Source organism: Enterobacter sp., from assembly GCF_977039595.1.
On record NZ_CDRQYH010000006.1, the window covers coordinates 47135 to 72959 of the forward strand.

The 25825-nt window shown below is 54.1% G+C and carries 23 protein-coding genes; all 23 read left to right on the forward strand.

What is annotated here, in order from left to right; translation table 11 throughout:
* Positions 1–2 precede the first annotated feature (2 nt).
* The 23 genes from wzc (at position 3) to rfbC (ending at position 25773) form a co-directional block, all read left to right on the forward strand.
* On the forward strand, positions 3–2165 hold the full coding sequence (wzc, locus tag ACWYRJ_RS03515; protein ID WP_111965784.1) for a tyrosine-protein kinase Wzc: 2163 nt from the start codon (positions 3–5) through the stop codon (positions 2163–2165).
* Between the two features lie 65 nt (positions 2166–2230).
* Positions 2231–3073, forward strand: coding sequence for a colanic acid biosynthesis glycosyltransferase WcaA (wcaA, locus tag ACWYRJ_RS03520; protein WP_455507424.1), 843 nt, complete (start codon positions 2231–2233; stop codon positions 3071–3073).
* Complete coding sequence (gene wcaB, locus ACWYRJ_RS03525; RefSeq protein ID WP_111965783.1) at positions 3073–3564, forward strand: colanic acid biosynthesis acetyltransferase WcaB; 492 nt, start codon at positions 3073–3075, stop codon at positions 3562–3564. The genes wcaA and wcaB overlap by 1 nt, the downstream gene beginning before the upstream one ends.
* The gene (gene wcaC / locus ACWYRJ_RS03530; RefSeq protein ID WP_455507425.1) at positions 3561–4778 is read left to right on the forward strand and encodes a colanic acid biosynthesis glycosyltransferase WcaC; all 1218 of its coding nucleotides are present in this window, start codon (positions 3561–3563) and stop codon (positions 4776–4778) included. Before wcaB ends, wcaC begins: the two co-directional genes overlap by 4 nt.
* On the forward strand, positions 4753–5973 hold the full coding sequence (wcaD, locus tag ACWYRJ_RS03535; protein ID WP_008499419.1) for a colanic acid polymerase WcaD: 1221 nt from the start codon (positions 4753–4755) through the stop codon (positions 5971–5973). Before wcaC ends, wcaD begins: the two co-directional genes overlap by 26 nt.
* Before the next feature lie 16 nt (positions 5974–5989).
* Entirely contained in the window at positions 5990–6736 is a 747-nt protein-coding gene (gene wcaE / locus ACWYRJ_RS03540) for a colanic acid biosynthesis glycosyltransferase WcaE (RefSeq protein ID WP_008499420.1), read from the forward strand.
* 15 nt (positions 6737–6751) lie between these two features.
* Positions 6752–7300 (forward strand): colanic acid biosynthesis acetyltransferase WcaF, encoded by a 549-nt coding sequence (gene wcaF / locus ACWYRJ_RS03545; RefSeq protein WP_455507426.1) that lies wholly within the window; start codon positions 6752–6754, stop codon positions 7298–7300.
* 24 nt (positions 7301–7324) lie between these two features.
* Positions 7325–8446 (forward strand): GDP-mannose 4,6-dehydratase, encoded by a 1122-nt coding sequence (gene gmd / locus ACWYRJ_RS03550; protein ID WP_003863514.1) that lies wholly within the window; start codon positions 7325–7327, stop codon positions 8444–8446.
* A gap of 2 nt (positions 8447–8448) precedes the next feature.
* Positions 8449–9414 (forward strand): GDP-L-fucose synthase, encoded by a 966-nt coding sequence (fcl, locus tag ACWYRJ_RS03555; RefSeq protein ID WP_455507427.1) that lies wholly within the window; start codon positions 8449–8451, stop codon positions 9412–9414.
* A 2-nt stretch (positions 9415–9416) separates the two neighbouring features.
* Complete coding sequence (locus tag ACWYRJ_RS03560) at positions 9417–9896, forward strand: GDP-mannose mannosyl hydrolase (RefSeq protein ID WP_115875796.1); 480 nt, start codon at positions 9417–9419, stop codon at positions 9894–9896.
* On the forward strand, positions 9893–11116 hold the full coding sequence (wcaI, locus tag ACWYRJ_RS03565) for a colanic acid biosynthesis fucosyltransferase WcaI (RefSeq protein WP_111965779.1): 1224 nt from the start codon (positions 9893–9895) through the stop codon (positions 11114–11116). The genes ACWYRJ_RS03560 and wcaI overlap by 4 nt, the downstream gene beginning before the upstream one ends.
* 3 nt (positions 11117–11119) lie before the next feature.
* A complete protein-coding gene (gene cpsB, locus ACWYRJ_RS03570) occupies positions 11120–12556 on the forward strand; it encodes a mannose-1-phosphate guanyltransferase (protein WP_111965778.1) in 1437 nt (478 codons plus the stop codon).
* Positions 12557–12667: 111 nt separating this feature from the next.
* Positions 12668–14038 carry a colanic acid biosynthesis phosphomannomutase CpsG gene (cpsG, locus tag ACWYRJ_RS03575; protein WP_047647343.1) on the forward strand — a complete coding sequence of 457 codons (1371 nt, stop codon included), beginning with the start codon at positions 12668–12670 and terminating at the stop codon, positions 14036–14038.
* Between the two features lie 46 nt (positions 14039–14084).
* Entirely contained in the window at positions 14085–15479 is a 1395-nt protein-coding gene (gene wcaJ / locus ACWYRJ_RS03580; RefSeq protein WP_455507428.1) for an undecaprenyl-phosphate glucose phosphotransferase, read from the forward strand.
* A 1-nt stretch (position 15480) separates the two neighbouring features.
* Complete coding sequence (gene wzxC, locus ACWYRJ_RS03585; RefSeq protein WP_455507429.1) at positions 15481–16959, forward strand: colanic acid undecaprenyl disphosphate flippase WzxC; 1479 nt, start codon at positions 15481–15483, stop codon at positions 16957–16959.
* 17 nt (positions 16960–16976) lie between these two features.
* Positions 16977–18257, forward strand: coding sequence for a colanic acid biosynthesis pyruvyl transferase WcaK (gene wcaK / locus ACWYRJ_RS03590; protein ID WP_455507430.1), 1281 nt, complete (start codon positions 16977–16979; stop codon positions 18255–18257).
* Positions 18254–19474, forward strand: coding sequence for a colanic acid biosynthesis glycosyltransferase WcaL (gene wcaL, locus ACWYRJ_RS03595; RefSeq protein ID WP_325813658.1), 1221 nt, complete (start codon positions 18254–18256; stop codon positions 19472–19474). Before wcaK ends, wcaL begins: the two co-directional genes overlap by 4 nt.
* A gap of 12 nt (positions 19475–19486) precedes the next feature.
* Positions 19487–20878, forward strand: coding sequence for a colanic acid biosynthesis protein WcaM (gene wcaM / locus ACWYRJ_RS03600; RefSeq protein ID WP_223579638.1), 1392 nt, complete (start codon positions 19487–19489; stop codon positions 20876–20878).
* A gap of 176 nt (positions 20879–21054) precedes the next feature.
* On the forward strand, positions 21055–21951 hold the full coding sequence (galF, locus tag ACWYRJ_RS03605) for a GalU regulator GalF (RefSeq protein WP_017383282.1): 897 nt from the start codon (positions 21055–21057) through the stop codon (positions 21949–21951).
* A gap of 355 nt (positions 21952–22306) precedes the next feature.
* Positions 22307–23389, forward strand: a complete 1083-nt coding sequence (gene rfbB, locus ACWYRJ_RS03610; RefSeq protein ID WP_455507431.1) for a dTDP-glucose 4,6-dehydratase — start codon at positions 22307–22309, stop codon at positions 23387–23389.
* Positions 23390–23391: 2 nt separating this feature from the next.
* The gene (gene rfbD / locus ACWYRJ_RS03615) at positions 23392–24291 is read left to right on the forward strand and encodes a dTDP-4-dehydrorhamnose reductase (protein WP_249576356.1); all 900 of its coding nucleotides are present in this window, start codon (positions 23392–23394) and stop codon (positions 24289–24291) included.
* Positions 24292–24340: 49 nt separating this feature from the next.
* Positions 24341–25219 (forward strand): glucose-1-phosphate thymidylyltransferase RfbA, encoded by an 879-nt coding sequence (gene rfbA, locus ACWYRJ_RS03620; RefSeq protein ID WP_455507447.1) that lies wholly within the window; start codon positions 24341–24343, stop codon positions 25217–25219.
* 2 nt (positions 25220–25221) lie between these two features.
* The gene (rfbC, locus tag ACWYRJ_RS03625; RefSeq protein ID WP_455507432.1) at positions 25222–25773 is read left to right on the forward strand and encodes a dTDP-4-dehydrorhamnose 3,5-epimerase; all 552 of its coding nucleotides are present in this window, start codon (positions 25222–25224) and stop codon (positions 25771–25773) included.
* Positions 25774–25825: the final 52 nt, after the last annotated feature.

A 25825-nucleotide genomic window follows, 5' to 3' on the forward strand; every position in this document is an offset into this window, starting at 1 on the left:
CAATGACAGAAAAAACAAGACCTTCTGCCGCCCCGACTTCGGGCAGTGATGAAATTGATATTGGGCGCCTGGTCGGCACTGTTGTAGAGGCAAAGTGGTGGGTGCTTGGCATTACCGCCGTATTCGCCGCGGCGGCCGTCGTTTATACGCTGTTCGCCACCCCTATCTACAGCGCCGACGCGCTGGTGCAGATCGAGCAGAATACCGGCAACTCGCTGGTGCAGGATATCGGCTCCGCGCTGGCGAACAAACCACCGGCATCCGACGCTGAAATTCAGCTCATCCAGTCACGTCTGGTGCTGGGTAAAACGGTTCACGATCTCGGGCTCGATATCTCCGTCACCAAAAATACCTTCCCAGTCTTTGGTGCCGGCTGGGACCGTCTGATGGGGCGAAGCAATGACACGGTGAAAGTCACTGACTTCGTGCTGCCGAAAGGGGCTGCCGATCAGACGTTTACCCTGACGGTGCTTGGCCCGAAACAGTATCAGCTAACCAGCGACGCAGGTTTTAGCGCCCGCGGTGAAGTGGGGCAGATGCTGACCAAAGACGGCGTCAGCATGATGGTCAGCGCGATTAACGCCCAGGAGGGCGGTGAATTCACCGTCACCAAATTCTCCACGCTGGGGATGATCAACAATCTGCAAAACAACCTGACCGTCACCGAAAACGGTAAGGACACCGGCGTGCTGAGCATGACCTTTACCGGTGAAGATAAGGATCAAATCCGCGACATCCTGAACAGCATTACCCGCAACTACCTTGAGCAGAACGTCGAGCGTAAGTCGGCGGAAGCGGCGAAAAGCCTGGCGTTCCTGTCAAAACAGCTTCCGGAAGTGCGCGCCCATCTGGATGAAGCCGAGAACAAGCTGAACGCTTATCGTCAGGATAAAGACTCCGTTGACCTGCCGCTTGAGGCAAAATCGGTCCTTGATTCGATGGTCAACATTGATGCGCAGCTCAACGAGCTGACCTTCAAAGAGGCGGAAATTTCCAAGCTTTATACCAAACGCCACCCGGCCTACCGCACGCTGCTGGAGAAACGCCGTACGCTGGAAGAGGAGAAGGCGAAGCTCAATGACCGCGTGACCGCGATGCCGAAAACGCAGCAGGAGATCGTGCGTCTGACCCGCGACGTGGAGTCCGGACAGCAGGTTTACATGCAGCTGCTGAACAAGCAGCAGGAGCTGAAAATCACCGAAGCCAGTACCGTCGGTGACGTGCGTATTGTCGACCCGGCGATTACCCAGCCAGGGGTGCTGAAGCCGAAGAAAGCGCTGATTATTCTCGGCAGCATTATTCTCGGCCTGATGCTCTCCATCGTCGGTGTACTGCTGCGTTCGCTGTTCAACCGCGGAATCGAAAGCCCGCAGGTGCTGGAAGAGAGCGGTATCAACGTCTATGCCAGCATTCCGCTGTCTGAGTGGCAAAAATCCCGTGACAGCGTGAAAACCATCAAGGGCGTTAAGCGTTACAAACAGAGCCAGCTTCTGGCGGTGGGTAACCCAACCGACCTCGCTATCGAAGCGATCCGCAGCCTGCGCACCAGCCTGCACTTCGCGATGATGCAGGCCAAAAACAACGTCCTGATGTTAACCGGCGTTAGCCCGTCAATCGGTAAAACCTTCGTCTGCGCCAACCTGGCGGCCGTTGTCAGCCAGACCAACAAGCGTGTGCTGCTGATCGACTGCGATATGCGTAAGGGCTACACCCACGAGCTGCTGGGTACCAACAACGTTAACGGTCTGTCGGAAATCCTGCTCGGTAAAGGTGACATCAGCCAGAGCGCGAAACCTACAACGGTGCCGAAATTCGATCTGATCCCACGCGGTCAGGTGCCGCCTAACCCGTCCGAACTGCTGATGAGCGAACGCTTCACCGAACTGGTGGAGTGGGCGAGCAAAAACTACGACCTGGTGCTGATCGATACGCCGCCAATTCTGGCCGTGACCGACGCAGCCGTTGTTGGCCGCCATGCGGGCACCACGCTGATGGTAGCGCGTTACGCGGTGAACACCCTGAAAGAGGTGGAAACCAGCCTGAGTCGCTTCGAGCAGAACGGGATTGAGGTGAAAGGGGTGATCCTGAACTCCATCTTCCGCCGCGCGACCGGGTACCAGGATTACGGGTATTACGAGTACGAATATAAGTCTGACAGCAAATAACAATCCCCCTCACCCTAACCCTCTCCCGAGGGGAGAGGGGCGGGGTGAGGGATCAGGGGAAGATCATGACCACACAACGCCCTTTAGTTTCAATCTATATGCCGACATGGAATCGTCAGCAGCTGGCGATCCGCGCAATCAAGTCGGTGTTACGTCAGGATTACGATAACTGGGAGCTGATCATCGTTGATGACTGCTCTTCCTCGTATGAACAGCTGCAAAAGTTTGTGACTGACCTCAACGACCCGCGGGTGGTCTATACCCACAACGCCATCAACTCCGGCGCCTGTGCGGTGCGTAATCAGGCGATTATGCAGGCCAAAGGGCAGTATCTCACCGGAATCGACGACGATGACGAATGGACGCCTAACCGCCTGTCTATTTTCCTGTCGCATAAAGAACAGCTGGTTACGCACGCTTTCCTGTACGCCAACGACTATGTCTGCCAGGGCGAGGTCTACTCGCAGCCCGCCAGCCTGCCGCTGTACCCGAAATCACCGTACTCACGCCGCCTGTTCTACAAGCGCAACATCATTGGTAACCAGGTATTCACCTGGGCCTGGCGTTTCAAAGAGTGCCTGTTTGATACCGAACTCAAGGCCGCGCAGGATTACGATATTTTCCTGCGCATGGTGGTGGAATACGGCGAGCCGTGGAAAGTGGAAGAGGCTACGCAAATCCTGCACATCAACCACGGGGAGATGCAAATCACTTCCTCGCCGAAGAAGTTCTCCGGCTACTTCCATTTTTACCGCAAGCACAAGGACAAGTTTGACCGTGCCAGCCGTAAATATCAGCTCTTTACCCTCTATCAGATCCGCAATAAGCGCATGAAGTGGCGCACGCTGCTGACGCTGCTGTCCGTGCGTAACGGCAAGCGTCTGGCTGATGGACTTCGGGGGAAATAATGTTTCTGGAAGATTGCCGCGCTAACAGCTGGAGCCTGCGTCCGTGCTGCATGGTTCTGGCGTACCGCATCGCGCACTTTTGCTCGGTGTGGCGCAAGAAAAATGTGCTGAACAATATCTGGGCGGCACCCGTGCTGGTGCTGTACCGCATCATTACCGAATGCTTTTTTGGCTATGAAATTCAGGCCGCTGCCACCATTGGCCGCCGCTTTACCATCCATCACGGCTATGCGGTGGTGATCAACAAGTTCGTGGTTGCCGGGGATGATTTCACCATCCGCCATGGGGTGACCATGGGCAACCGCGGGCCGGACAGCCTGGCCTGCCCGGTTATCGGCAATAACGTCGAGCTGGGCGCGAACGTGGTGATCATCGGTGACATTACGATTGGTAATAACGTCACGATTGGTGCTGGCAGCGTGGTGCTGGACAGCATTCCGGATAACGCGCTGGTGGTGGGAGAAAAAGCCCGCGTGAAGGTGATTAAATGAACATTCTGCAATTTAACGTACGCCTCGCAGAAGGCGGAGCGGCAGGGGTGGCGCTGGATCTGCACCAGCGCGCGCTGCAAAAAGGACTCCAGTCTCGTTTTATTTACGGCTATGGCAAAGGCGGCAAGAAAAGCGTTAGCCACGATAATTTCCCGCAGGTGCATAAGCACACGCCGCGTTTGACCTCGATTGCTAACATTGCGCTGTTCCGTCTGTTTAACCGCGATCTGTTTGGCAACCTGAACACGTTGTACCGCACGGTAACCCGTACCACCGGCCCGGTTGTGCTGCATTTTCACGTGCTGCACAGCTACTGGCTGAATCTGGAAGAGGTGGTGGCGTTTTGCCAGAAGGTGCAGGCCCACAAGCCCGACACCCGCTTTGTCTGGACGCTGCACGATCACTGGAGCGTAACCGGGCGCTGCGCGTTTACCGACGGCTGCGAAGGCTGGAAAAACAATTGCCAGAAATGCCCGACGCTGAGCAACTATCCGCCGGTGAAGGTGGATCGCGCGCATCAGCTGGTCGCCGGAAAGCGCCAGCTTTTCCGCGACATGCTGTCGCTCGGCTGTACGTTTATCTCCCCGAGCCAGCACGTGGCCGATGCCTTCAACAGCCTGTACGGGGCAGGGCGCTGTCAGATTATTAACAACGGCATCGACGTGGCGACGGAAGCCATTCTCGCCGAGCTGACGCCGGTGGCAGAAACCGCGGGCAAACCGAAAATCGCTATCGTTGCGCATGACCTGCGCTACGACGGGAAAACCAACCAGCAGTTGGTGCGCGACATGATGGCGCTGGGTGACAAAATTGAGCTTCATACCTTCGGCAAATTTTCCCCGTTCGAAGGGGCTAACGTGGTGAACCACGGGTTTGAAACTGATAAGCGCAAGCTGATGAGCGCGCTTAATGAAATGGATGCGCTGGTATTCAGTTCACGCGTGGATAACTATCCGCTGATCCTTTGTGAAGCGCTCTCCATCGGCGTGCCGGTGATTGCCACCCACAGCGATGCGGCACGTGAAGTGCTGGAAAAATCCGGCGGCAAAACTTTTGCCGAGCAGGAGGTTCTGCCGCTGGTTCAGCTGCCGAAGGCGCTGATCGCTCAGGCCGTTTTTGGCACTGACCTGGAATCGTTCCGCAACCGCAGCCGCAAGGCCTACAGTGGACAACAGATGCTGGAGGAATATGTCTCGTTCTATCAGAATCTGTAGTTATCTGCTGCTGCCGCTGATCTACCTGCTGGTCAACGTCAAAATTGCCCAGCTCGGCGAAAGCTTCCCGATAACCATCGTCACCTTCTTGCCCGTTCTGCTTTTGCTGTATGTCGATAAAATCAACCTTAAGAAGCTGATGATTGCCTTAGGGTTGGGCACGGGCCTGACGCTGTTTAACTACATCTTTGGCCAGTCGCTGGATGCCAGTAAATACGTCACCTCGACCATGCTGTTTGTTTATATCGTTATTATTATCGGAATGGTCTGGAGTATTCGCTTCAAAACGATTTCTCCACACAATTATCGGAAAATCCTCAGGTTCTTTTATATTGCCGTTGCGTTAATTGTTATGCTTGCTGCAATGGAGATGGCGCAAATTATTCTTACCGGCGGCAGCAGCCTGATGGAGATAATTTCGAAATATCTCATTTACAGCAACAGCTATGTATTGAACTTCATCAAGTTCGGCGGGAAGCGTACCACGGCCCTCTATTTTGAACCGGCGTTTTTCGCTCTGGCGTTAATCTCAATTTGGCTCAGCATCAAACAGTTTGGTATCAAAACGCCTAAGACCGATGCTATGATTCTTGCAGGAATTGTTCTCTCTGGATCGTTCTCAGGGGTAATGACATTTATCCTGTTTTACCTGCTGGAATGGGCGTTTCAGTACCTGAACAAAGATGCGATTAAGAAAAAACTGCCGCTGGCGATTATCTCCCTGACGGTATTTATGGTGGGCGTGATATTTGCCTTCCCGTACATCTCAGAACGTCTGGGTGATTTGGGAACGGAAGGGTCTTCGTCCTATTATCGCATCATTGGACCGCTGGTGATGGTGGGTTATTCCTTAACCCATATTGATGGTGTAGTAAGATTCGGCTCACTTTACGAATATGTTGCATCATTCGGAATCTTTAACGGTGCGGATGTCGGTAAAACCATAGACAATGGTCTGTATCTGTTAATTATTTATTTTTCATGGTTCGCCGTACTGTTGACGCTGTGGTATCTGTTTAAAGTTTTCAAAATGATGATTAACGCGTTTGGTGATAACCAGAACTTTCGCGTGCAACTTTATCTGTTTACGCCGGTGTCGCTGTTTTTTACCGGGTCAATATTTAGCCCGGAATATGCTTTCTTGATTGTCTGTCCGTTTATTCTGCGCAAAGCGCTTAATATTACGCACGTATGACGAAATGAGGTGATTTATGTTTCTTAGCGTCATTACTGTCGCTTTTCGTAATTACGAAGGGGTGGTAAAAACCTGGCGCTCGCTGCGCAACCTGGCGCGCGATCCAAGCCTCACCTTTGAGTGGATTGTGGTCGACGGCGGCTCGAACGATGGCACGGCGGAGTTTCTGGAAAAACTCAACGGTGAGTTCAACTTACGCTACATCAGCGAGAAAGATAAAGGCATCTACGATGCGATGAACAAAGGCATCAATATGGCGCAAGGCCGTTATGCCATCTTCCTGAATTCGGGTGATATTTTCCATGACGACGTGGCGCTGTTTGCCCGTCAGCTGGCGCGCCAGAAAGAGGACGCCATGTATATTGGCGATGCGCTGCTTGATTTTGGCGACGGACATAAAGTGTGCCGCAGCGCGAAGCCGGGCTGGTATATCTACCATAGTTTGCCCGCCAGCCATCAGGCCATTTTCTTTCCGGTAAAAGGTCTGAAAAAACAGCCTTATGATTTGCAGTATAAAGTGTCATCCGATTATGCGCTGGCAGCCAGTCTGTATAAGTCAGGTTACCCGTTCCGCCGAATTAAAGGGCTGGTATCTGAATTTTCGATGGGTGGCGTGTCAACCTCGAATAATCTGGAGTTGTGCCAGGATGCCAAAAACGTACAGCGTAAAATATTACGCGTGCCGGGGTTCTGGGCGGAGTTGTCTTATTTTTTACGCGTGCGCACCACGAGTAAAACGAAAGCCTTATATAACAAAGCCTGAATATAAGGAAACGTAATGCAGGATCTGAACGGTTTCTCCGTACCGAAAGGTTTTCGGGGGGCGGGCGGTATTAAAGTGCAGCTATGGTGGGCCGTTCAGGCCACCTTATTTGCCTGGTCACCGCAAATACTGTACCGCTGGCGAGCATTTTTATTGCGCCTGTTTGGCGCAAAAATAGGAAAAAACGTAGTCATTCGGCCTTCGGTGAAAATTACCTATCCGTGGAAATTAACGCTCGGGGATTATGCCTGGGTAGGGGATGACGCGGTGTTATATACCCTTGGCGAGATTAAGATTGGCGCAAATTCGGTGGTTTCACAGAAATGTTATTTGTGTACCGGAAGCCATGACTTTATGAGTCAGCATTTTGATATTACCGCCTCGCCTATTGTGATTGGCGAAAAATGCTGGCTGGCAACGGATGTTTTTGTTGCACCGGGTGTATCTGTTGGCGATGGCACGGTAGTCGGTGCCCGCAGCAGCGTTTTTAAATCGCTACCGGCAAATAAAGTTTGCCGTGGCAACCCCGCAGTGGTGATACGCGAACGCGTTGAAACTGATTAAATTCATAAGTAGAGGAATATAAACATGTCTAAAGTCGCTCTCATCACCGGCGTTACCGGGCAGGATGGTTCTTACCTGGCAGAATTACTGCTGGAAAAAGGTTATGAAGTACACGGTATTAAGCGTCGTGCGTCTTCTTTCAACACCGAACGTGTGGATCACATCTATCAGGATCCGCACGCGGCGAACCCGAAATTCCACCTGCACTACGGCGACCTGACCGATACCTCCAACCTGACCCGTATCCTGCAGGAAGTGCAGCCGGATGAAGTCTACAACCTGGGCGCGATGAGCCACGTTGCGGTCTCCTTCGAATCCCCGGAGTACACCGCTGACGTTGACGCCATGGGCACGCTGCGTCTGCTGGAAGCGATTCGCTTCCTGGGCCTCGAGAAGAAAACCCGTTTCTATCAGGCATCCACCTCTGAGCTGTACGGTCTGGTGCAGGAAATCCCGCAGAAAGAGACCACGCCATTCTACCCGCGCTCTCCGTACGCGGTAGCGAAACTGTACGCTTACTGGATCACCGTGAACTACCGTGAATCCTACGGCATGTACGCCTGTAACGGCATTCTGTTCAACCACGAATCCCCACGTCGCGGCGAAACCTTCGTGACCCGCAAAATCACCCGCGCTATCGCCAACATCGCGCAGGGTCTGGAGTCTTGCCTGCACCTTGGCAACATGGATTCCCTGCGTGACTGGGGCCATGCCAAAGACTACGTGAAAATGCAGTGGATGATGCTGCAGCAGGAACAGCCAGAAGACTTCGTGATCGCGACCGGCGTGCAGTACTCCGTTCGTCAGTTCGTTGAAATGGCTGCCGCACAGCTGGGCATCAAGCTGCGCTTCGAAGGCACCGGCGTGGAAGAGAAGGGCATCGTGGTTTCCGTGACCGGCCATGACGCACCGGGCGTGAAGCCTGGCGACGTGATTGTGCAGGTTGACCCGCGCTACTTCCGTCCTGCTGAAGTAGAAACCCTGCTGGGCGACCCAACCAAAGCGCACGAGAAGCTGGGCTGGAAACCAGAAACCACTCTGCAGGAGATGGTTTCCGAGATGGTAGCCAAAGATCTTGAAGCAGCGAAAAAACACTCCCTGCTCAAGTCTCATGGCTACGAGGTTGCCATCGCGCTGGAGTCCTGAGAATGACAAAACAACGTATTTTTGTCGCCGGTCATCGCGGAATGGTAGGTTCCGCGATTGTTCGCCAGCTCGAACAGCGCGGTGACGTCGAAGTGGTTGTACGCACGCGCGACGAGCTGAACCTGCTCGACAGCCAAGCGGTACAGGACTTCTTTGCTAACGAACGCATTGACCAGGTGTATCTGGCGGCGGCTAAGGTGGGTGGCATTGTTGCCAACAACACCTATCCGGCGGATTTCATCTACGAAAACATGATGATTGAGAGCAACATTATTCACGCGGCGCATCTGCACAACGTGAACAAGCTGCTGTTCCTCGGTTCATCCTGTATTTACCCGAAAATGGCGAAACAGCCGATCGCCGAAAGCGAGCTGCTGCAGGGCACGCTGGAAGCCACCAACGAGCCGTACGCGATTGCCAAGATTGCCGGGATCAAGCTGTGCGAGTCCTACAACCGTCAGTACAACCGCGACTATCGTTCGGTGATGCCGACCAACCTGTACGGACCGCACGACAACTTCCACCCGAGCAACTCGCACGTGATCCCGGCGCTGCTGCGTCGCTTCCACGAGGCGACCGCCGAGAACGCCCCGGACGTGGTGGTGTGGGGCAGCGGTACGCCGATGCGTGAATTCCTGCACGTGGACGACATGGCTGCGGCCAGCATTCACGTTATGGAGCTGGATCGCGAGGTGTGGCAAGAGAACACCGAGCCGATGCTGTCGCACATCAACGTCGGTACCGGCGTGGACTGCACCATTCGCGAGCTGGCGCAGACCATCGCGCAGGTGGTGGGCTATAAAGGCCGCGTGGTGTTTGACGCCACGAAACCGGACGGCACGCCGCGCAAGCTGCTGGACGTGACCCGTCTGCATCAGCTGGGCTGGTATCACGAGGTGTCACTGGAGCAGGGGCTGGCCAGTACCTACCAGTGGTTCCTGGAAAACCAGCACCGCTTCCGGGGGTAACGATGTTTTTAAGTCAGGAAGATTTTGCCACGGTAGTGCGTTCCACTCCGCTCATCTCAATTGATCTGATTGTGGAGAACGAACGCGGCGAGTTCTTGCTGGGGAAACGAACCAACCGTCCTGCACAGGGCTTCTGGTTCGTGCCCGGCGGGCGCGTGCAGAAGGATGAGACGCTTGCCGATGCGTTTGAGCGTCTTACTCTGGCGGAACTGGGCCTGCAGCTGCCGATGGCAGCGGGCCAGTTTTACGGGGTCTGGCAGCACTTCTATGACGATAACTTTTCAGGCACCGGGTTCACCACGCACTACATCGTGCTGGGGTTCCGCCTGAAGGTGAGTGAGGCAGACCTGCGTCTGCCTGATTCTCAGCACGACGACTACCGCTGGCAGACGCCAGAGGCGCTGCTGGCGAGCGACAATGTGCATGACAACAGTCGCGCCTATTTCCTCGCTGAACGTCAGTCCGGGGTGCCGGGCTTATGAAGATCCTCGTATACGGAATCAACTACTCGCCGGAATTAACCGGCATCGGTAAATACACCGGCGAGATGGTCGAGTGGATGGCGAGCCAGGGACATGACGTGCGGGTCATTACCGCGCCGCCGTACTACCCGGAATGGAAAGTGGGGGAGCGCTACTCAAGCTGGCGCTACCGTCGCGAAGAGGGCGCAGCGACCGTCTGGCGCTGCCCGCTGTATGTGCCTAAGCAGCCCTCGACGCTGAAGCGGTTGATTCATCTCGGCAGCTTTGCTCTGAGCAGCTTCTTCCCGCTGATGGCGCAGCGTCGCTGGAAGCCGGATCGCATTATCGGCGTGGTGCCGACGCTGTTTTGCACGCCGGGCATGCGCCTGCTGGGCAAACTCTCCGGCGCGCGCACCCTGCTGCACATTCAGGATTATGAAGTGGACGCCATGCTGGGCCTGGGGATGGCAGGCAAAAGCAAAGGTGGAAAGGTGGCGAAGCTCGCCAGCGCCTTTGAGCGCAGTGGCTTACACAACGTGGATTACGTCTCAACTATCTCGCGCTCGATGATGAACAAGGCGCAGGAGAAAGGCGTCCCGGCGGAGAAGGTGATCTTCTTCCCGAACTGGTCCGAAGTGGCGCGTTTTCGCGACGTGACTGAGCAAGACGCTCAGGCGCTGCGCGCGCAGCTCGGTTTGCCTGAAGATCAAAAAATCATTCTTTACTCAGGCAACATCGGCGAAAAGCAGGGGCTTGAGAGCGTGATTGAAGCGGCTCAACAGCTGAACGAACATCCATGGACGTTTGTGATAGTCGGGCAGGGCGGTGGGAAAGCGCGTCTGGAAAAAATGGTCAGCGAACGCGGCCTGACCAACGTGAAATTCTTCCCGCTTCAGTCTTACGAGGCATTGCCTGCGCTGCTGAAGATGGGCGACTGCCATCTGGTAGTGCAAAAACGCGGCGCGGCTGACGCGGTGCTGCCGTCCAAGCTGACCAACATTCTGGCAGTGGGCGGCAACGCGGTGATTACGGCCGAAGCCGAAACTGAATTAGGCCAGCTGTGCGACAGCTATCCGGGGATTGCCGTGTGCGTGGAGCCGGAATCGGTTCCGGCGCTGGTCACCGGAATTGAGCAAGCACTTGCCATGCCAAAAGTGAACACGGTGGCACGTGAATATGCCGAACGCACGCTCGAGAAAGAGAACGTGCTGAGCCAATTTATTGCAGATATACGGGGATAAATCATGAGTCAAACCACTTTGTATCCGGTTGTGATGGCTGGTGGCTCTGGTAGCCGGTTGTGGCCGCTGTCCCGCGTGCTCTATCCAAAACAGTTCCTCTGCCTGAAAGGGGATCTCACCATGCTGCAGACGACGGTGAACCGTCTCCACGGCGTGGAGTGTGAAAGCCCGGTGGTGATTTGTAACGAACAGCACCGCTTTATTGTTGCCGAGCAGCTGCGTCAGCTGAACAAACTAACAGAAAACATCATTCTGGAGCCTGCCGGACGCAATACCGCGCCTGCGATCGCCCTGGCGGCGCTGGCGGCAAAACGCAGCAGCCCGAACTGTGACCCGCTGATGCTGGTGCTGGCGGCAGACCATGTCATCCAGCAGGAAGAGGCCTTCCGCGACGCGGTGCGTGCGGCCATTCCTTACGCTGAAAACGGCAAGCTGGTGACCTTCGGCATCGTGCCGGATCTGCCGGAAACCGGCTATGGATACATCCGTCGCGGCAACGTGACGCCGGGTGAAGGCGACAGCGTGGCGTTTGACGTGGCGCAGTTCGTTGAAAAACCGAATCTGGAAACCGCGCAGGCGTATGTCGCCAGCGGTGAGTATTACTGGAATAGCGGGATGTTCCTGTTCCGCGCCGGACGCTATCTGGAAGAGCTGAGCAAATATCGCCCGGATATTCTGCACGCCTGCGAGAAAGCGATGGCGGTGGTGGACCCGGATCTCGACTTCATCCGCGTGGATGAAGAGGCGTTCCTCGCCTGCCCGGAAGAGTCGATTGACTACGCGGTGATGGAACGCACGGCGGACGCCGTTGTGGTACCGATGGATGCGGGCTGGAGCGACGTGGGCTCCTGGTCCTCCCTGTGGGAGATCAGCGCCCATACCCCGGAGGGTAACGTCCACCACGGCGATGTCATTAGCCACAAAACGGAAAACAGCTACGTCTACGCCGAGTCCGGCCTGGTCACCACGGTTGGGGTTAAGGATCTGGTGGTGGTCCAGACCAAAGACGCGGTGCTGATTGCTGACCGTAACGCCGTGCAGGACGTTAAAAAAGTGGTGGAGAAGATCAAGGCGGATGGACGCCACGAGCACCACATTCACCGTGAAGTCTACCGTCCCTGGGGTAAATATGATTCCATCGACGCAGGCGACCGCTATCAGGTGAAACGCATCACCGTGAAGCCGGGCGAGGGGCTGTCGGTGCAGATGCACCATCACCGCGCCGAGCACTGGGTGGTGGTTGCGGGTACCGCTAAAGTCACTATCGACGGTGAAGTCAAACTGCTGGGCGAAAACGAGTCAATTTATATTCCGCTGGGGGCGACGCACTGTCTGGAGAACCCGGGGAAAATTCCTCTCGACTTAATTGAGGTGCGCTCCGGCTCGTATCTGGAAGAGGACGATATCGTGCGCTTCCAGGACCGCTACGGGCGGGTGTAGCACTCTGCATTATGCCCGGTAGCGTTACGCTTACCGGGCCTACGAATGACAAAAAAATCAATTTGGCCATTTAGTGGTCAGGGCCGACTGTTGCCTGAAAAAGGGGTCATCATGGAAAAATTAACCTGTTTTAAAGCCTACGATATTCGCGGCAAGCTGGGCGAAGAGCTGAATGAAGATATCGCGTGGCGCATTGGCCGCGCGTACGGCGAATACTTAAAACCGCAGACCATCGTGCTGGGCGGTGACGTGCGTCTGACCAGTGAATCCCTGAAGCTGGCCCTGGCGAAAGGGCTGCAGGATGCAGGCGTGGACGTGCTGGACATCGGCCTTTCCGGAACCGAAGAGATTTACTTTGCCACGTTCCACCTGGGCGTGGACGGCGGTATCGAAGTGACGGCCAGCCACAACCCGATGGACTACAACGGGATGAAGCTGGTGCGCAAGGGCGCCCGTCCTATCAGCGGCGACACCGGCCTGCGCGACGTGCAGCGCCTGGCGGAAGCCAACGATTTCCCGCCGGTGAACGAGGCGAAGCGCGGCAGCTACAAAAAAATCAACCTGCAGAAAGAATACATCGACCACCTGCTGGGCTACATCAACGTGGCAAACCTGAAGCCGCTGAAGCTGGTAATTAACTCCGGCAACGGCGCGGCCGGCCCGGTTGTCGATGCCCTGGAGGCGCGCTTTAAGGCCCTGAACGTGCCGGTGACCTTCGTGAAAGTGCACAACACCCCGGACGGCAACTTCCCGAACGGTATTCCTAACCCGCTGCTGCCGGAGTGCCGCGACGACACCCGCAACGCGGTGATTGAGCACGGTGCGGACATGGGCATCGCATTTGACGGTGACTTCGACCGCTGCTTCCTGTTCGACGAGAAAGGGCAGTTCATTGAGGGCTACTATATTGTCGGCCTGCTGGCGGAAGCGTTCCTTGAGAAAAACCCGGGCGCGAAAATCATTCATGACCCGCGCCTTTCCTGGAACACCGTCGACGTGGTGTCAGCAGCGGGCGGCACGCCGGTGATGTCCAAAACCGGCCACGCCTTCATCAAAGAGCGCATGCGCGAAGAAGACGCCATCTACGGCGGCGAGATGAGCGCCCACCACTACTTCCGTGACTTTGCCTACTGCGACAGCGGGATGATCCCGTGGCTGCTGGTGACCGAACTGCTGTGCCTGAAGGGGCAGACGCTGGGCGAGCTGGTACGCGACCGTATGGCGGCGTTCCCGGCGAGCGGGGAGATCAACAGCAAGCTGGCGGAGCCGGCCGAGGCGATTGCCCGCGTGGAGCAGCACTTTGCGATTCACGCGCTGGAAATTGACCGTACCGACGGCATCAGCATGGCGTTCCCGCAGTGGCGCTTTAACCTGCGCTCGTCCAATACCGAGCCGGTGGTGCGCCTGAACGTGGAGTCCCGTGCTGACACCGCGCTGATGGAAGCCCGAACGAAGGACATTCTGGCGCTGTTGAATCAGTAATACTTGCCCCTCCCGGTGGGAGGGGGAACCGAATACAGGAACAACGATGACGAATCTAAAAAAACGCGAACGAGCGAGAACGAATGCATCGTTAATCTCTATGGTGCAGCGTTTTTCTGATATCACCATCATGGTCGGTGGATTGTGGGCGGTGTGTCGGATCGGCGGGCTGCCGTTCTTATACATGCATCTGCTGATGGCCCTGATTGCGCTGGTCGTGTTTCAGATGATCGGCGGAATGACCGATTTCTACCGCTCGTGGCGCGGCGTGAAAATGACCACCGAACTGATGCTGCTGCTGCAGAACTGGACCCTCAGCCTGATCTTCAGCGCAGGACTGGTGGCGTTCAGCCATGATTTTGATAATCGCTTCGTCACCTATCTCTGCTGGTATTTAATATCCAGCGTCGGCATGGTGGTGTGCCGTTCTCTGATCCGCTTCGGTGCGGGCTGGCTGCGTAACCGCGGCTATAACCGTCGCTTCGTTGCCGTAGCAGGCGATCTGCCGGTTGGTAAGGTTCTGCTCGACAGCTTCCGCAAAGAGCCGTGGTTAGGGTTTGAAGTGGTCGGGATTTACCACGATGCGAAGCCGGGCGGCGTGCCGTCGGACTGGGCGGGCAATTACGAACAGCTTATTGAAGACGCGAAAGCCGGTAAAATTCACAACGTCTACATCGCCATGCAGATGAGAGACGAATCCCGCATTAAGCAGCTGATGCGCGAGCTGGCGGACACTACCTGTTCGGTGATCCTCATCCCGGACGTCTTTACCTTCAACATCCTTCATTCACGCATTGAAGAGGTGAACGGCGTGCCGGTGGTACCGCTGTACGACACCCCGCTGTCGGGCATTAACCGCGTGCTCAAGCGCGTTGAAGATATCGTGCTCTCGTCGCTGATTTTACTGCTCATCTCCCCGGTGCTGTGCTGCATTGCCCTGGCGGTGAAGCTGAGCTCTCCCGGCCCGGTTATTTTCCGCCAGACCCGCTACGGTATGGACGGTAAGCCGATTATGGTGTGGAAATTCCGCTCCATGAAGGTGATGGAAAATGACAAGGTGGTGACCCAGGCGACGCAGAACGATCCGCGCGTCACCCGCGTGGGGAACTTCTTGCGCCGTACCTCACTGGATGAACTGCCGCAGTTTATCAACGTCTTTACCGGCGGCATGTCGATTGTTGGCCCGCGTCCGCACGCGGTGGCGCATAACGAGCAGTACCGCTCGCTGATTGAAGGCTACATGCTGCGCCATAAGGTGAAGCCTGGCATTACCGGTTGGGCGCAGATCAACGGCTGGCGCGGCGAAACCGACACGCTGGAAAAAATGGAAAAACGCATCGAATTCGATCTGGAGTACATCCGTGAATGGAGTATCTGGTTCGATATCAAGATTGTTTTTCTGACCATCTTCAAAGGTTTCGTGAACAAAGCGGCGTACTAAGATGAGCTTACGTGAAAAAACCATCAGCGGGGCGAAGTGGTCAGCGATGGCGACCATCGTCATCATTGGCCTCGGCCTGGTGCAGATGACCGTGCTGGCGCGCATTATTGATAACCACCAGTTCGGCCTGCTGACCGTCTCGCTGGTGATTATCGCGCTGGCCGATACGCTGTCTGATTTTGGTATCGCCAACTCGATTATCCAGCGCAAAGAGATCAGCCATCTTGAGCTGACCACGCTCTACTGGCTGAACGTGGGGCTGGGGATTTTCGTGTTTGTGCTGGTGTTCCTGCTGAGCGACACCATCGCCAGCGTGCTGCACAACCCGGATCTCGCCCCGCTGATGCGCACGCTGTCGTTTGCGTTCGTGGTGATCCCCCACGGGCAGCAGTTCCGCGCGCTGATGCAGAAAGAGCTGGAGTTCAACAAAATCGGCATGATCGAAACCAGCGCGGTGCTGGCGGGCTTTACCTTTACCGTGGCGAGCGCCCATTTCTGGCCGCTGGCGATGACCGCAATTCTGGGATACCTGGTTAACTCTGCCGTGCGTACGCTGCTGTTCGGCTACTTTGGCCGCAAAATTTACCGTCCCGGGCTTCATTTTTCTCTTGCGTCCGTCTCGTCCAACCTGCGCTTTGGCGCGTGGCTGACGGCGGACAGTATCATCAACTATGTGAATACCAACCTGTCGACGCTGGTGCTGGCGCGTATTCTTGGTGCGAGCGTGGCGGGGGGCTACAACCTGGCCTACAACGTCGCGGTGGTGCCGCCGATGAAGCTGAACCCGATAATCACCCGCGTCCTTTTCCCGGCGTTTGCCAAGATTCAGGACGACACCGAGAAGCTGCGCGTCAACTTCTACAAGCTGCTTTCCGTGGTGGGAATTATCAACTTCCCAGTGCTGCTGGGGCTGATGGTGGTCTCCAGCAACTTCGTGCCGCTGGTGTTTGGCGAGAAGTGGAACGGCATCATCCCGATCCTGCAGCTGCTGTGCGTGGTGGGGCTGCTGCGCTCCGTGGGGAATCCGATTGGTTCCCTGCTGATGGCAAAAGCGCGCGTGGATATCAGCTTTAAGTTCAACGTGTTCAAAACCTTCCTGTTTATTCCGGCAATTATCGTCGGCGGGCATATGGCAGGCGCCATCGGCGTCACGCTGGGCTTCCTGCTGGTGCAGATAATCAATACCGTTCTGAGCTACTTCATCATGATCAAGCCGGTGCTGGGCTCCAGCTACCGTCAGTACATCCTGAGCCTGTGGCTGCCGTTCTATCTCTCGTTGCCGACCCTGGCGGTGAGCTACGGCCTGGGCATCATCCTCAGCGGTCACCTGCCGCTGGCCGCGCTGCTGGCGGTGCAGGTTGCTGCGGGCGCGCTGGCATTTGGCGTGATGATTGTGCTGTCACGCAATGCGCTGGTGGTGGAGATGAAGCGCCAGTTTTGCCGTAACGAAAAAATGAAAACGCTGCTTCGCGCAGGCTAGTTATTTAAGAGGCCATTATGAAATTATTAATTCTTGGCAACCATACCTGCGGCAACCGTGGCGACAGCGCCATTCTGCGCGGTTTACTGGATGCAATTAACACCCTTAAGCCTGAGACCGAAGTGGACGTGATGAGCCGTTATCCGGTTAGCTCATCCTGGTTACTGAACCGCCCCGTGATGGGCGACCCGCTCTACAGCCAGATGAAACAGCACAATAACGCCGCGGGCGTGATGGGCCGCGTGAAGAAAGTGCTGCGTCGTCGCTACCAGCACCAAGTGCTGCTTTCCCGCGTGACCGATACCGGCAAGCTGCGCAACATCGCGATCGCCCAGGGCTTCACCGACTTTGTTCGTCTGCTGTCCGGCTATGACGCTATTATCCAGGTTGGCGGTTCGTTCTTCGTCGATCTCTACGGCGTGCCGCAGTTTGAGCATGCGCTTTGCACCTTTATGGCGAAAAAGCCGCTGTTTATGATTGGTCACAGCGTGGGGCCATTCCAGGATCCGCAGTTTAACCAGCTGGCAAACTATGTCTTCGGCCACTGCGACGCGCTGATCCTGCGCGAGTCGGTCAGCCTCGACATGATGAAGCGCAGCGAAATAGACATCTCAAAAGTTGAGCACGGCGTGGACACCGCCTGGCTGGTGGATCACCAGGACGACAGCTTCCAGCCGAGCTACGCGGTGCAGCACTGGCTCGACGTAGCGGCGAAACAGAAAACCGTCGCGATTACCCTGCGCGAGCTGGCACCCTTCGATAAGCGTTTAGGCACGACGCAGGCGGCGTATGAGAAAGCCTTCGCCGACGTGGTGAACCGCGTGCTGGACAGCGGTTATCAGGTGCTGGCGCTTTCTACCTGCACCGGTATCGACAGCTACAACAAAGACGATCGTATGGTGGCGCTGAACCTGCGCAACCTGGTGAACGATCCGTCCCGCTATCACGTGGTGATGGACGAGCTGAACGACCTGGAGATGGGCAAGCTGCTCTCCGCCTGCGACCTGACCGTGGGCACGCGCCTGCACTCGGCGATTATCTCCATGAACTTTGGAACGCCGGCCATAGCCATCAACTACGAGCACAAGTCTGCCGGCATCATGCAGCAGCTCGGTATGCCGGAAATGGCCGTGGATATTCGTCATCTCCTGGATGGTTCTCTTGGCGCGATGGTGGGGGATACGCTCGGCCAGCTGCCTGCGATCAACGAGCGTCTGGCCGTTGCGGTGAAAGCCGAGCGCGAGAAGGGCATTGGGATGGTGAAATCGGTACTTGACCGCGTGCGGGAGGGGGAATGAAGGTTGGTTTCTTCTTACTTAAATTTCCGCTGTCGTCTGAAACGTTTGTCCTGAACCAAATTACCGCGTTTATCGATATGGGATATGACGTGGAGATTATCGCCCTGCAAAAGGGCGATACCAAAAATACCCATGCGGCGTATACCCAGTATGGGCTGGAGGCGAAAACCCGCTGGCTGCAGGATGAGCCGTCCGGGAAGCTTAGCAAGCTACGCCACCGTGCCAGCCAGACGTTGCGCGGGATCCACCGCGCGTCGACGTGGCGGGCGCTGAATATTTCCCGCTATGGGTCCGAATCACGCAATTTAATTCTCTCGGCCATCTGCGGGCAAACGGCGCAGCCGTATCGTGCCGACGTGTTTATCGCCCACTTTGGCCCGGCTGGCGTCACCGCCGCGAAGCTGCGCGAACTGGGCGTGATTGACGGTAAAATTGCGACCATCTTCCACGGCATCGACATCTCCAGCCGCGAAGTGCTGAACCACTACACGCCGGAATACCAGCAGCTTTTCCGGCGTGGCGACATGATGCTGCCCATCAGCGACCTGTGGGCCGGACGCCTGAAAAACATGGGCTGCCCGGGAGAGAAAATTGCCGTTTCGCGCATGGGCGTAGATTTAACGCGCTTTACCCGCCGTCCCGTGAAGGTGCCTGGCAAACCGCTGCAGATCATCTCCGTTGCCCGTCTGACCGAGAAGAAAGGGCTGCATGTGGCGATTGAAGCCTGCCGCCAGCTGAAAGCGCGCGGGGTGGATTTCCACTACCGCATTCTCGGCATTGGGCCGTGGGAGCGTCGGCTGCGGACTCTTATCGAACAGTATCAGCTGGAAGATGTCGTAGAGATGCCCGGCTTCAAGCCGAGCCACGAGGTCAAGGCCATGCTCGATGAGGCAGATGTATTTCTGCTGCCTTCCGTAACGGGTGCCGATGGCGACATGGAAGGCATTCCGGTGGCGCTGATGGAGGCGATGGCCGTAGGTATTCCGGTTGTATCGACTCTGCACAGCGGGATCCCGGAGCTGATTAAGTCTGACCATTCCGGCTGGCTGGTGCCGGAGAATAACGCGATGGCCCTTGCGGACCGTTTAGCCGCCTTCAGCGACATCGACCAGCAGTCGCTGGAGCCCGTGCTCCACAACGCCCGACAAAAAGTTGAAACCGATTTTAACCAGCAGGTGATTAACCGCCAGCTAGCGAGCCTGCTGCAAACGCTGTAACGCCGAGGATGTATGCTGAAAAAGATTACCCGACGCACCTTTGTCTCTTCTCTGTCCGTTCTGGCGGCCACGCCCCTGCTGTCGTCCCGCATTGCGCGGGCGGCAAGCGGCAGAACGGTCTCTGTCAATCAGTACAATAACAACGACTGGATCGCCGCTTTTAAGCAGGCGTTTAATGACGGTGACACCGTCGTGGTCCCGGCCGGACTCACCTGCGAAAACATCAATGCGGGTATTTTCATTCCCGACGGTAAAACCTTGCTGATCCGCGGGGCGTTAACCGGCAACGGGCGCGGCCGCTTTGTTCTGCAGGAAGGCAGCAAAGTGATAGGCGAAGGTGCTGGTCGCACGGAGAACATTACGCTCGACGTTCGCGGCTCTGACTGCGTTATCAAAGGGCTGGCCATGAGCGGTTTTGGCCCGGTGACGCAGATCTACATCGGCGGCAAGAAACCCAGCGTGATGCGCAATCTGCTGATTGATAACATCAGCGTGAGCCAGGCCAACTACGCCATTCTGCGCCAGGGTTTCCATAACCAGGTGGATGGCGCCCGCATCACCAACAGCAAATTTAGCCATCTGCAGGGCGATGCAATCGAGTGGAACGTCGCCATCAACGATCGCAATATTCTGATCTCCGACCATGTTATCGACAACATCAACTGCACCAACGGCAAGATCAACTGGGGCATCGGCATTGGCCTCGCCGGCAGCACCTACGACAACGACTACCCGGAAAAGCAAACCGTTAAGAACTTCGTGGTAGCCAACATCACCGGCAGCAACTGTCGCCAGCTGGTGCACGTTGAAAACGGTAAGCATTTTGTTATTCGTAATATCAAAGCCAAAAATATTACTCCCGACTTCAGTAAAAAAGCGGGGATAGACAATGCCACTGTGGCCATTTATGGCTGTGATAATTTCATTATTGATAATGTCGACATGGTTAACAGTGCAGGAATGTTAATCGGCTATGGGGTAATAAAAGGCGATTATTTGTCCATCCCGCAGAACTTCAAGCTCAACAATATTCACCTCGATAACCGCCAGCTTGCATATAAATTGCGCGGGATACAGATTTCATCCGGCAACGCCACGTCGTTTGTGGCGATAACCAATGTGGAAATGCAGCGTGCAACGCTGGAACTGCACAACAAGCCACAGCATCTTTTCTTACGCAATATCAATGTGATGCAGGAAGCCGCTGTGGGGCCCGCCCTGAAGATTAACTTCGACCTGCGCAAGGATGTGCGGGGCAAGTTTATGGCGAAAGACGAGACGTTGCTGTCACTGGCGAACATAAAAGCTGTGAATGAGAAGGGGCAGAGTTCGGTGGATATTGACCGGGTCGACCAGCAGGTAGTGAATGTGGAAAGGCTGAACTTTGCGCTTCCGCACAGATAATCGACAAACATCAGTTTTGAGACTATTCCTGGCATAAAAGCGCGATCTAATCAGATTACAACTACAGAAATTTGTGATGCTGAGGCGTAAGATTGCCTAAGGATTACGGCAAATCATGCTGGCGAAAACAGGTTTAAGAGCTATAATTCGTCAACCATTTTAAGGTGGAAGAAATAATGATTAATTTGAAAGCAGTCATTCCGGTAGCAGGCCTGGGCATGCATATGCTGCCAGCCACAAAAGCCATTCCAAAAGAGATGCTGCCGATCGTCGACAAGCCAATGATTCAGTACATTGTCGACGAGATTGTTGCTGCAGGGATCAAAGAAATCGTCCTGGTTACGCACTCGTCCAAGAATGCGGTAGAAAACCACTTCGACACCTCTTACGAACTCGAAGCGTTGCTTGAGCAGCGCGTTAAGCGCCAGCTACTGGCGGAAGTGCAGTCTATTTGCCCGCCGGGCGTGACCATCATGAACGTGCGTCAGGCGCAGCCGCTGGGTCTGGGCCACTCAATTCTGTGTGCCCGTCCGGTTGTGGGTGATAACCCATTCATTGTCGTGCTGCCGGATATCATCATCGATACCGCATCTGCCGATCCGCTGCGTTACAACCTGGCGGCAATGGTGGCACGTTTCAATGAAACCGGCCGCAGCCAGGTGCTGGCGAAACGCATGAAGGGCGATCTCTCCGAGTACTCCGTCATCCAGACCAAAGAACCGCTGGAAACGGAAGGGCAGGTGAGCCGCATCGTTGAGTTTATCGAGAAGCCGGATCAGCCGCAGACGCTGGACTCAGACCTGATGGCGGTTGGCCGTTACGTTCTGAACGCTGATATCTGGGCAGAGCTGGAAAAAACTGAGCCAGGTGCCTGGGATCGTATTCAGCTGACCGACGCGATTGCCGAACTGGCGAAAAAACAGTCCGTTGACGCCATGTTGATGACCGGCGACAGCTACGACTGCGGTAAGAAAATGGGGTATATGCAGGCGTTCGTAAACTATGGGCTGCGTAACCTGAAGGAAGGGGCGAAGTTCAGAAGCCGCATTGAGAAGCTGCTGGCTAACGACTGATATTTCTGTCTCCGACCTGAGCAAGCGGCAGTCATTATTTTGGTGTGTTAATATCCAACCAAAATGATGACTGCCGTTTTTTGTTATAAATTCAATATTTACATAGAGTTATCCAGACTGCTCCTGGACCGCTTTGTAGCGATTTGTGCTTGTTTCTGAGGTCGTTTAGGACGACAATTAACGGCAGTTTTTTGTCTGTAAACAGACAAGAAAAATCATTTAATCAAACATCGCTCAGTGCACTGGTAGCTGTTAAGCCAGGGGCGGTAGCGTGCTCAATTTCTGAAACCGCTTATAAAAGCTCAGGTTCCAGAACGCCAGTATCCAGACATATACACTAGACGGAACAGATAACGTGAAAATTCTTGTGACGGGGGGGGCCGGCTTTATCGGCTCAGCGGTTGTACGACATATTATTAAAAATACCCAGGACTATGTCGTCAATGTGGATAAGCTGACCTATGCCGGTAATCTTGAGTCGCTTAGTGAAGTCAGCGAAAGCGACCGCTATGCCTTTGAACATGCGGATATTTGTGATAAAGACGCTATAGATCGCATCTTCGCAAAGCATAAGCCTGATGCGGTGATGCATCTGGCCGCTGAAAGTCACGTCGATCGTTCTATTACCGGCCCGGCTGCGTTTATCGAAACCAATATCGTCGGCACGTATGTGCTGCTGGAAGCCGCTCGTGCGTATTGGTCAACGCTGGAGGAACAGGCGAAGAAAGCGTTTCGTTTCCATCATATCTCTACCGACGAAGTGTATGGTGATTTGCCACATCCTGATGAGCATCCAGCATCAGCGGATCTGCCGCTCTTCACCGAAACCACGGCTTATGCGCCCAGCAGCCCGTATTCAGCATCAAAAGCCTCAAGCGACCATCTTGTTCGTGCCTGGCTGCGTACCTATGGTTTCCCAACTATTGTCACCAACTGTTCGAATAACTACGGTCCGTACCACTTCCCGGAAAAGTTGATCCCGCTGGTAATTCTGAATGCGCTGGACGGTAAAGCGCTGCCGATTTACGGCAAAGGCGACCAAATCCGTGACTGGCTGTATGTAGAAGATCATGCGCGTGCACTCTATACCGTTGTCACTCAGGGGAAACCGGGTGAAACGTACAACATTGGCGGTCATAACGAGAAGCAGAACCTGGACGTAGTACATACGATTTGCGATCTGTTGGATGAGATTGTGCCGAAAGAGGGGTCATATCGCGATCAGATTACGTATGTGGCTGACCGACCAGGTCATGACCGTCGCTATGCGATTGATGCGCATAAAATTGGCTTTGAACTGGGCTGGAAGCCTGAGGAGACGTTCGAAAGCGGAATTCGTAAGACGGTGGAATGGTATTTGAGCAATCAGAATTGGGTTAGCAACGTTAAAAGTGGTGCTTATAAAAGTTGGATCGAGCAGAACTACGGGGAACGTTAATAATGAATATTCTTCTGTTCGGTAAAACAGGGCAGGTGGGGTGGGAACTCCAGCGTGCGCTTGCTCCATTAGGTAATTTGATAGCGGTCGATGTGCATTCTAAGGAGTATTGCGGGGACTTTAGCAATCCGGAAGGGATCGCTGAAACCGTTCGTGCCATTAAACCCGATGTCATTGTTAATGCGGCGGCACATACAGCAGTCGATAAGGCTGAATCTGAGCCGGATTTTGCCAGACTCCTCAATGCAACAAGTGTTGAAGCGATAGCCAAAGAAGCCGCAAAAATAGATGCATGGGTTGTTCACTATTCTACCGACTACGTTTTTCCTGGTGATGGCGAAACGGCATGGCGTGAAACGGATTCGACTGCACCGTTGAATGTATACGGTGAGACAAAGCTTGAAGGTGAAAAGGCATTGCAGGCGCATTGTCCTAAGCATCTTATTTTCCGTACCAGTTGGGTATATGCCGGGAAGGGCAACAATTTTGCTAAGACTATGTTGCGACTGGCAAAAGAGCGTAAGGAGCTCTCCGTTATCAACGATCAAGTTGGTGCCCCTACAGGCGCTGAGTTGTTAGCAGACTGCACAGCGCATGCTATTCGTGTCGCAATGATAAAGCCTGAAGTCGCTGGTCTCTACCATCTGGTCGCGTCGAATACGACAACCTGGTATGACTATGCGGCCCTTGTGTTTGATGAGGCAAGAAAAGCTGGGGTCGAGTTGGCTATTGAAAAACTAAATGCTGTGCCAACATCAGCTTACCCAACTCCTGCTAGTCGACCGCATAATTCGCGCTTGAACACAGAGAAGTTTCAGGCGAATTTTGGCCTTGTACTGCCTTCCTGGGATATTGGCGTAAAACGAATGCTCGCTGAGCTTTTTACGACCGAATCAATTTAATGAGATAAATGCCCTAATATGGGCATTTGGTATTTATAGAGAAAAAATGATGGCTACGCGTAAAGGTATTATTCTTGCTGGTGGATCTGGCACTCGTCTATATCCGGTGACTATGGCAGTGAGTAAACAGCTATTGCCAATTTATGATAAACCAATGATTTACTACCCGCTGTCAACACTCATGCTGGCAGGTATAAAAGATATTCTTATTATCAGTACTCCACAAGACACACCACGTTTTGAACAATTACTGGGTGACGGTAGCCAGTGGGGACTGAATCTGCAATATAAAGTACAACCAAGTCCAGATGGCCTAGCACAGGCATTTATCATCGGAGAAGATTTTATCGGCGATGACAGCTGTGCTTTGGTGTTGGGTGACAATATTTTCTACGGACATGACCTGCCGAAGCAGCTTGAATCTGCAGTAAATAAAGATGATGGTGCTACAGTTTTTGCCTATCATGTCAATGATCCTGAGCGCTATGGTGTGGTGGAGTTTGATAAGAACGGCACCGCAATCAGTCTGGAAGAAAAACCGTTAGAACCGAAGAGTAATTACGCCGTCACAGGGCTGTATTTCTATGATAATGACGTGGTAGAAATAGCAAAAAATTTGAAGCCATCCGCACGTGGTGAGTTAGAAATTACAGATATTAACCGTATTTATCTTGAGCAGGGGCGTCTGTCTGTAGCGATGATGGGGCGTGGTTACGCGTGGCTGGATACTGGCACACATCAAAGTTTGATCGAAGCGAGTAATTTCATTGCGACTATTGAGGAACGTCAGGGATTAAAGGTTTCATGTCCTGAAGAGATTGCATTTAGAAAAGAATTTATTAATGCAGAACAAGTTAAAAAGCTAGCGGTCCCATTATCAAAAAATGCGTACGGACAGTATTTAATTAAAATGATTAAAGGCTACTAAGAATGAAAGTAATCAAGACAAATATACCAGATGTATTAATTTTTGAACCGATAGTTTTCGGTGATGAACGTGGATTTTTCATGGAAAGCTTTAATCAGCAGATATTTGAAAAGGCAGTAGGGCGTAAGGTTGAGTTTGTTCAAGATAATCACTCTAAATCAAGTAAGGGAGTGCTACGTGGACTGCATTATCAATTGCCTCCGTTTGCTCAGGCAAAGTTAGTTCGTTGTGTTGTTGGTGAGGTATATGATGTTGCAGTAGATATTCGTCGTGATTCACCAACATTTTCACAGTGGGTTGGGGTAAAGCTGTCCGCAGAAAATAAGCGACAGCTATGGATCCCTGAAGGATTTGCTCACGGCTTTTTAGTTTTAAGCGAAATTGCTGAGTTTGTATATAAAACAAATAATTACTATATGCCTGCATATGATAACGGGATATTGTGGAGTGACCCTCAGCTAAATATAAATTGGGATTGTGATGATGATTCGGATTTTAATCTTTCATCCAAAGACAAATCTTTGCCATTATTCTCTGATGCGAATGTTTTTTAATTAAAAAAAGAGTTTTTTAAGAAAAATCTTCTTTTAAAGGTGATAATACAAA

What these genes read in the sequence shown, in the direction of transcription:
- wcaL (WP_325813658.1), top strand. Translation starts at nt 18,254, where the DNA reads ATGAAGGTTGGTTTCTTCTTACTTAAATTTCCGCTGTCGTCTGAAACG.
- wzc (WP_111965784.1), top strand. Translation starts at nt 3, where the DNA reads ATGACAGAAAAAACAAGACCTTCTGCCGCCCCGACTTCGGGCAGTGAT.
- fcl (WP_455507427.1), top strand. Translation starts at nt 8,449, where the DNA reads ATGACAAAACAACGTATTTTTGTCGCCGGTCATCGCGGAATGGTAGGT.
- ACWYRJ_RS03560 (WP_115875796.1), top strand. Translation starts at nt 9,417, where the DNA reads ATGTTTTTAAGTCAGGAAGATTTTGCCACGGTAGTGCGTTCCACTCCG.
- wcaA (WP_455507424.1), top strand. Translation starts at nt 2,231, where the DNA reads ATGACCACACAACGCCCTTTAGTTTCAATCTATATGCCGACATGGAAT.
- cpsB (WP_111965778.1), top strand. Translation starts at nt 11,120, where the DNA reads ATGAGTCAAACCACTTTGTATCCGGTTGTGATGGCTGGTGGCTCTGGT.
- rfbD (WP_249576356.1), top strand. Translation starts at nt 23,392, where the DNA reads ATGAATATTCTTCTGTTCGGTAAAACAGGGCAGGTGGGGTGGGAACTC.
- cpsG (WP_047647343.1), top strand. Translation starts at nt 12,668, where the DNA reads ATGGAAAAATTAACCTGTTTTAAAGCCTACGATATTCGCGGCAAGCTG.
- gmd (WP_003863514.1), top strand. Translation starts at nt 7,325, where the DNA reads ATGTCTAAAGTCGCTCTCATCACCGGCGTTACCGGGCAGGATGGTTCT.
- wcaK (WP_455507430.1), top strand. Translation starts at nt 16,977, where the DNA reads ATGAAATTATTAATTCTTGGCAACCATACCTGCGGCAACCGTGGCGAC.
- wcaD (WP_008499419.1), top strand. Translation starts at nt 4,753, where the DNA reads ATGTCTCGTTCTATCAGAATCTGTAGTTATCTGCTGCTGCCGCTGATC.
- wcaF (WP_455507426.1), top strand. Translation starts at nt 6,752, where the DNA reads ATGCAGGATCTGAACGGTTTCTCCGTACCGAAAGGTTTTCGGGGGGCG.
- wcaM (WP_223579638.1), top strand. Translation starts at nt 19,487, where the DNA reads ATGCTGAAAAAGATTACCCGACGCACCTTTGTCTCTTCTCTGTCCGTT.
- rfbA (WP_455507447.1), top strand. Translation starts at nt 24,341, where the DNA reads ATGGCTACGCGTAAAGGTATTATTCTTGCTGGTGGATCTGGCACTCGT.
- wzxC (WP_455507429.1), top strand. Translation starts at nt 15,481, where the DNA reads ATGAGCTTACGTGAAAAAACCATCAGCGGGGCGAAGTGGTCAGCGATG.
- wcaI (WP_111965779.1), top strand. Translation starts at nt 9,893, where the DNA reads ATGAAGATCCTCGTATACGGAATCAACTACTCGCCGGAATTAACCGGC.
- wcaJ (WP_455507428.1), top strand. Translation starts at nt 14,085, where the DNA reads ATGACGAATCTAAAAAAACGCGAACGAGCGAGAACGAATGCATCGTTA.
- wcaC (WP_455507425.1), top strand. Translation starts at nt 3,561, where the DNA reads ATGAACATTCTGCAATTTAACGTACGCCTCGCAGAAGGCGGAGCGGCA.
- wcaE (WP_008499420.1), top strand. Translation starts at nt 5,990, where the DNA reads ATGTTTCTTAGCGTCATTACTGTCGCTTTTCGTAATTACGAAGGGGTG.
- rfbC (WP_455507432.1), top strand. Translation starts at nt 25,222, where the DNA reads ATGAAAGTAATCAAGACAAATATACCAGATGTATTAATTTTTGAACCG.
- galF (WP_017383282.1), top strand. Translation starts at nt 21,055, where the DNA reads ATGATTAATTTGAAAGCAGTCATTCCGGTAGCAGGCCTGGGCATGCAT.
- wcaB (WP_111965783.1), top strand. Translation starts at nt 3,073, where the DNA reads ATGTTTCTGGAAGATTGCCGCGCTAACAGCTGGAGCCTGCGTCCGTGC.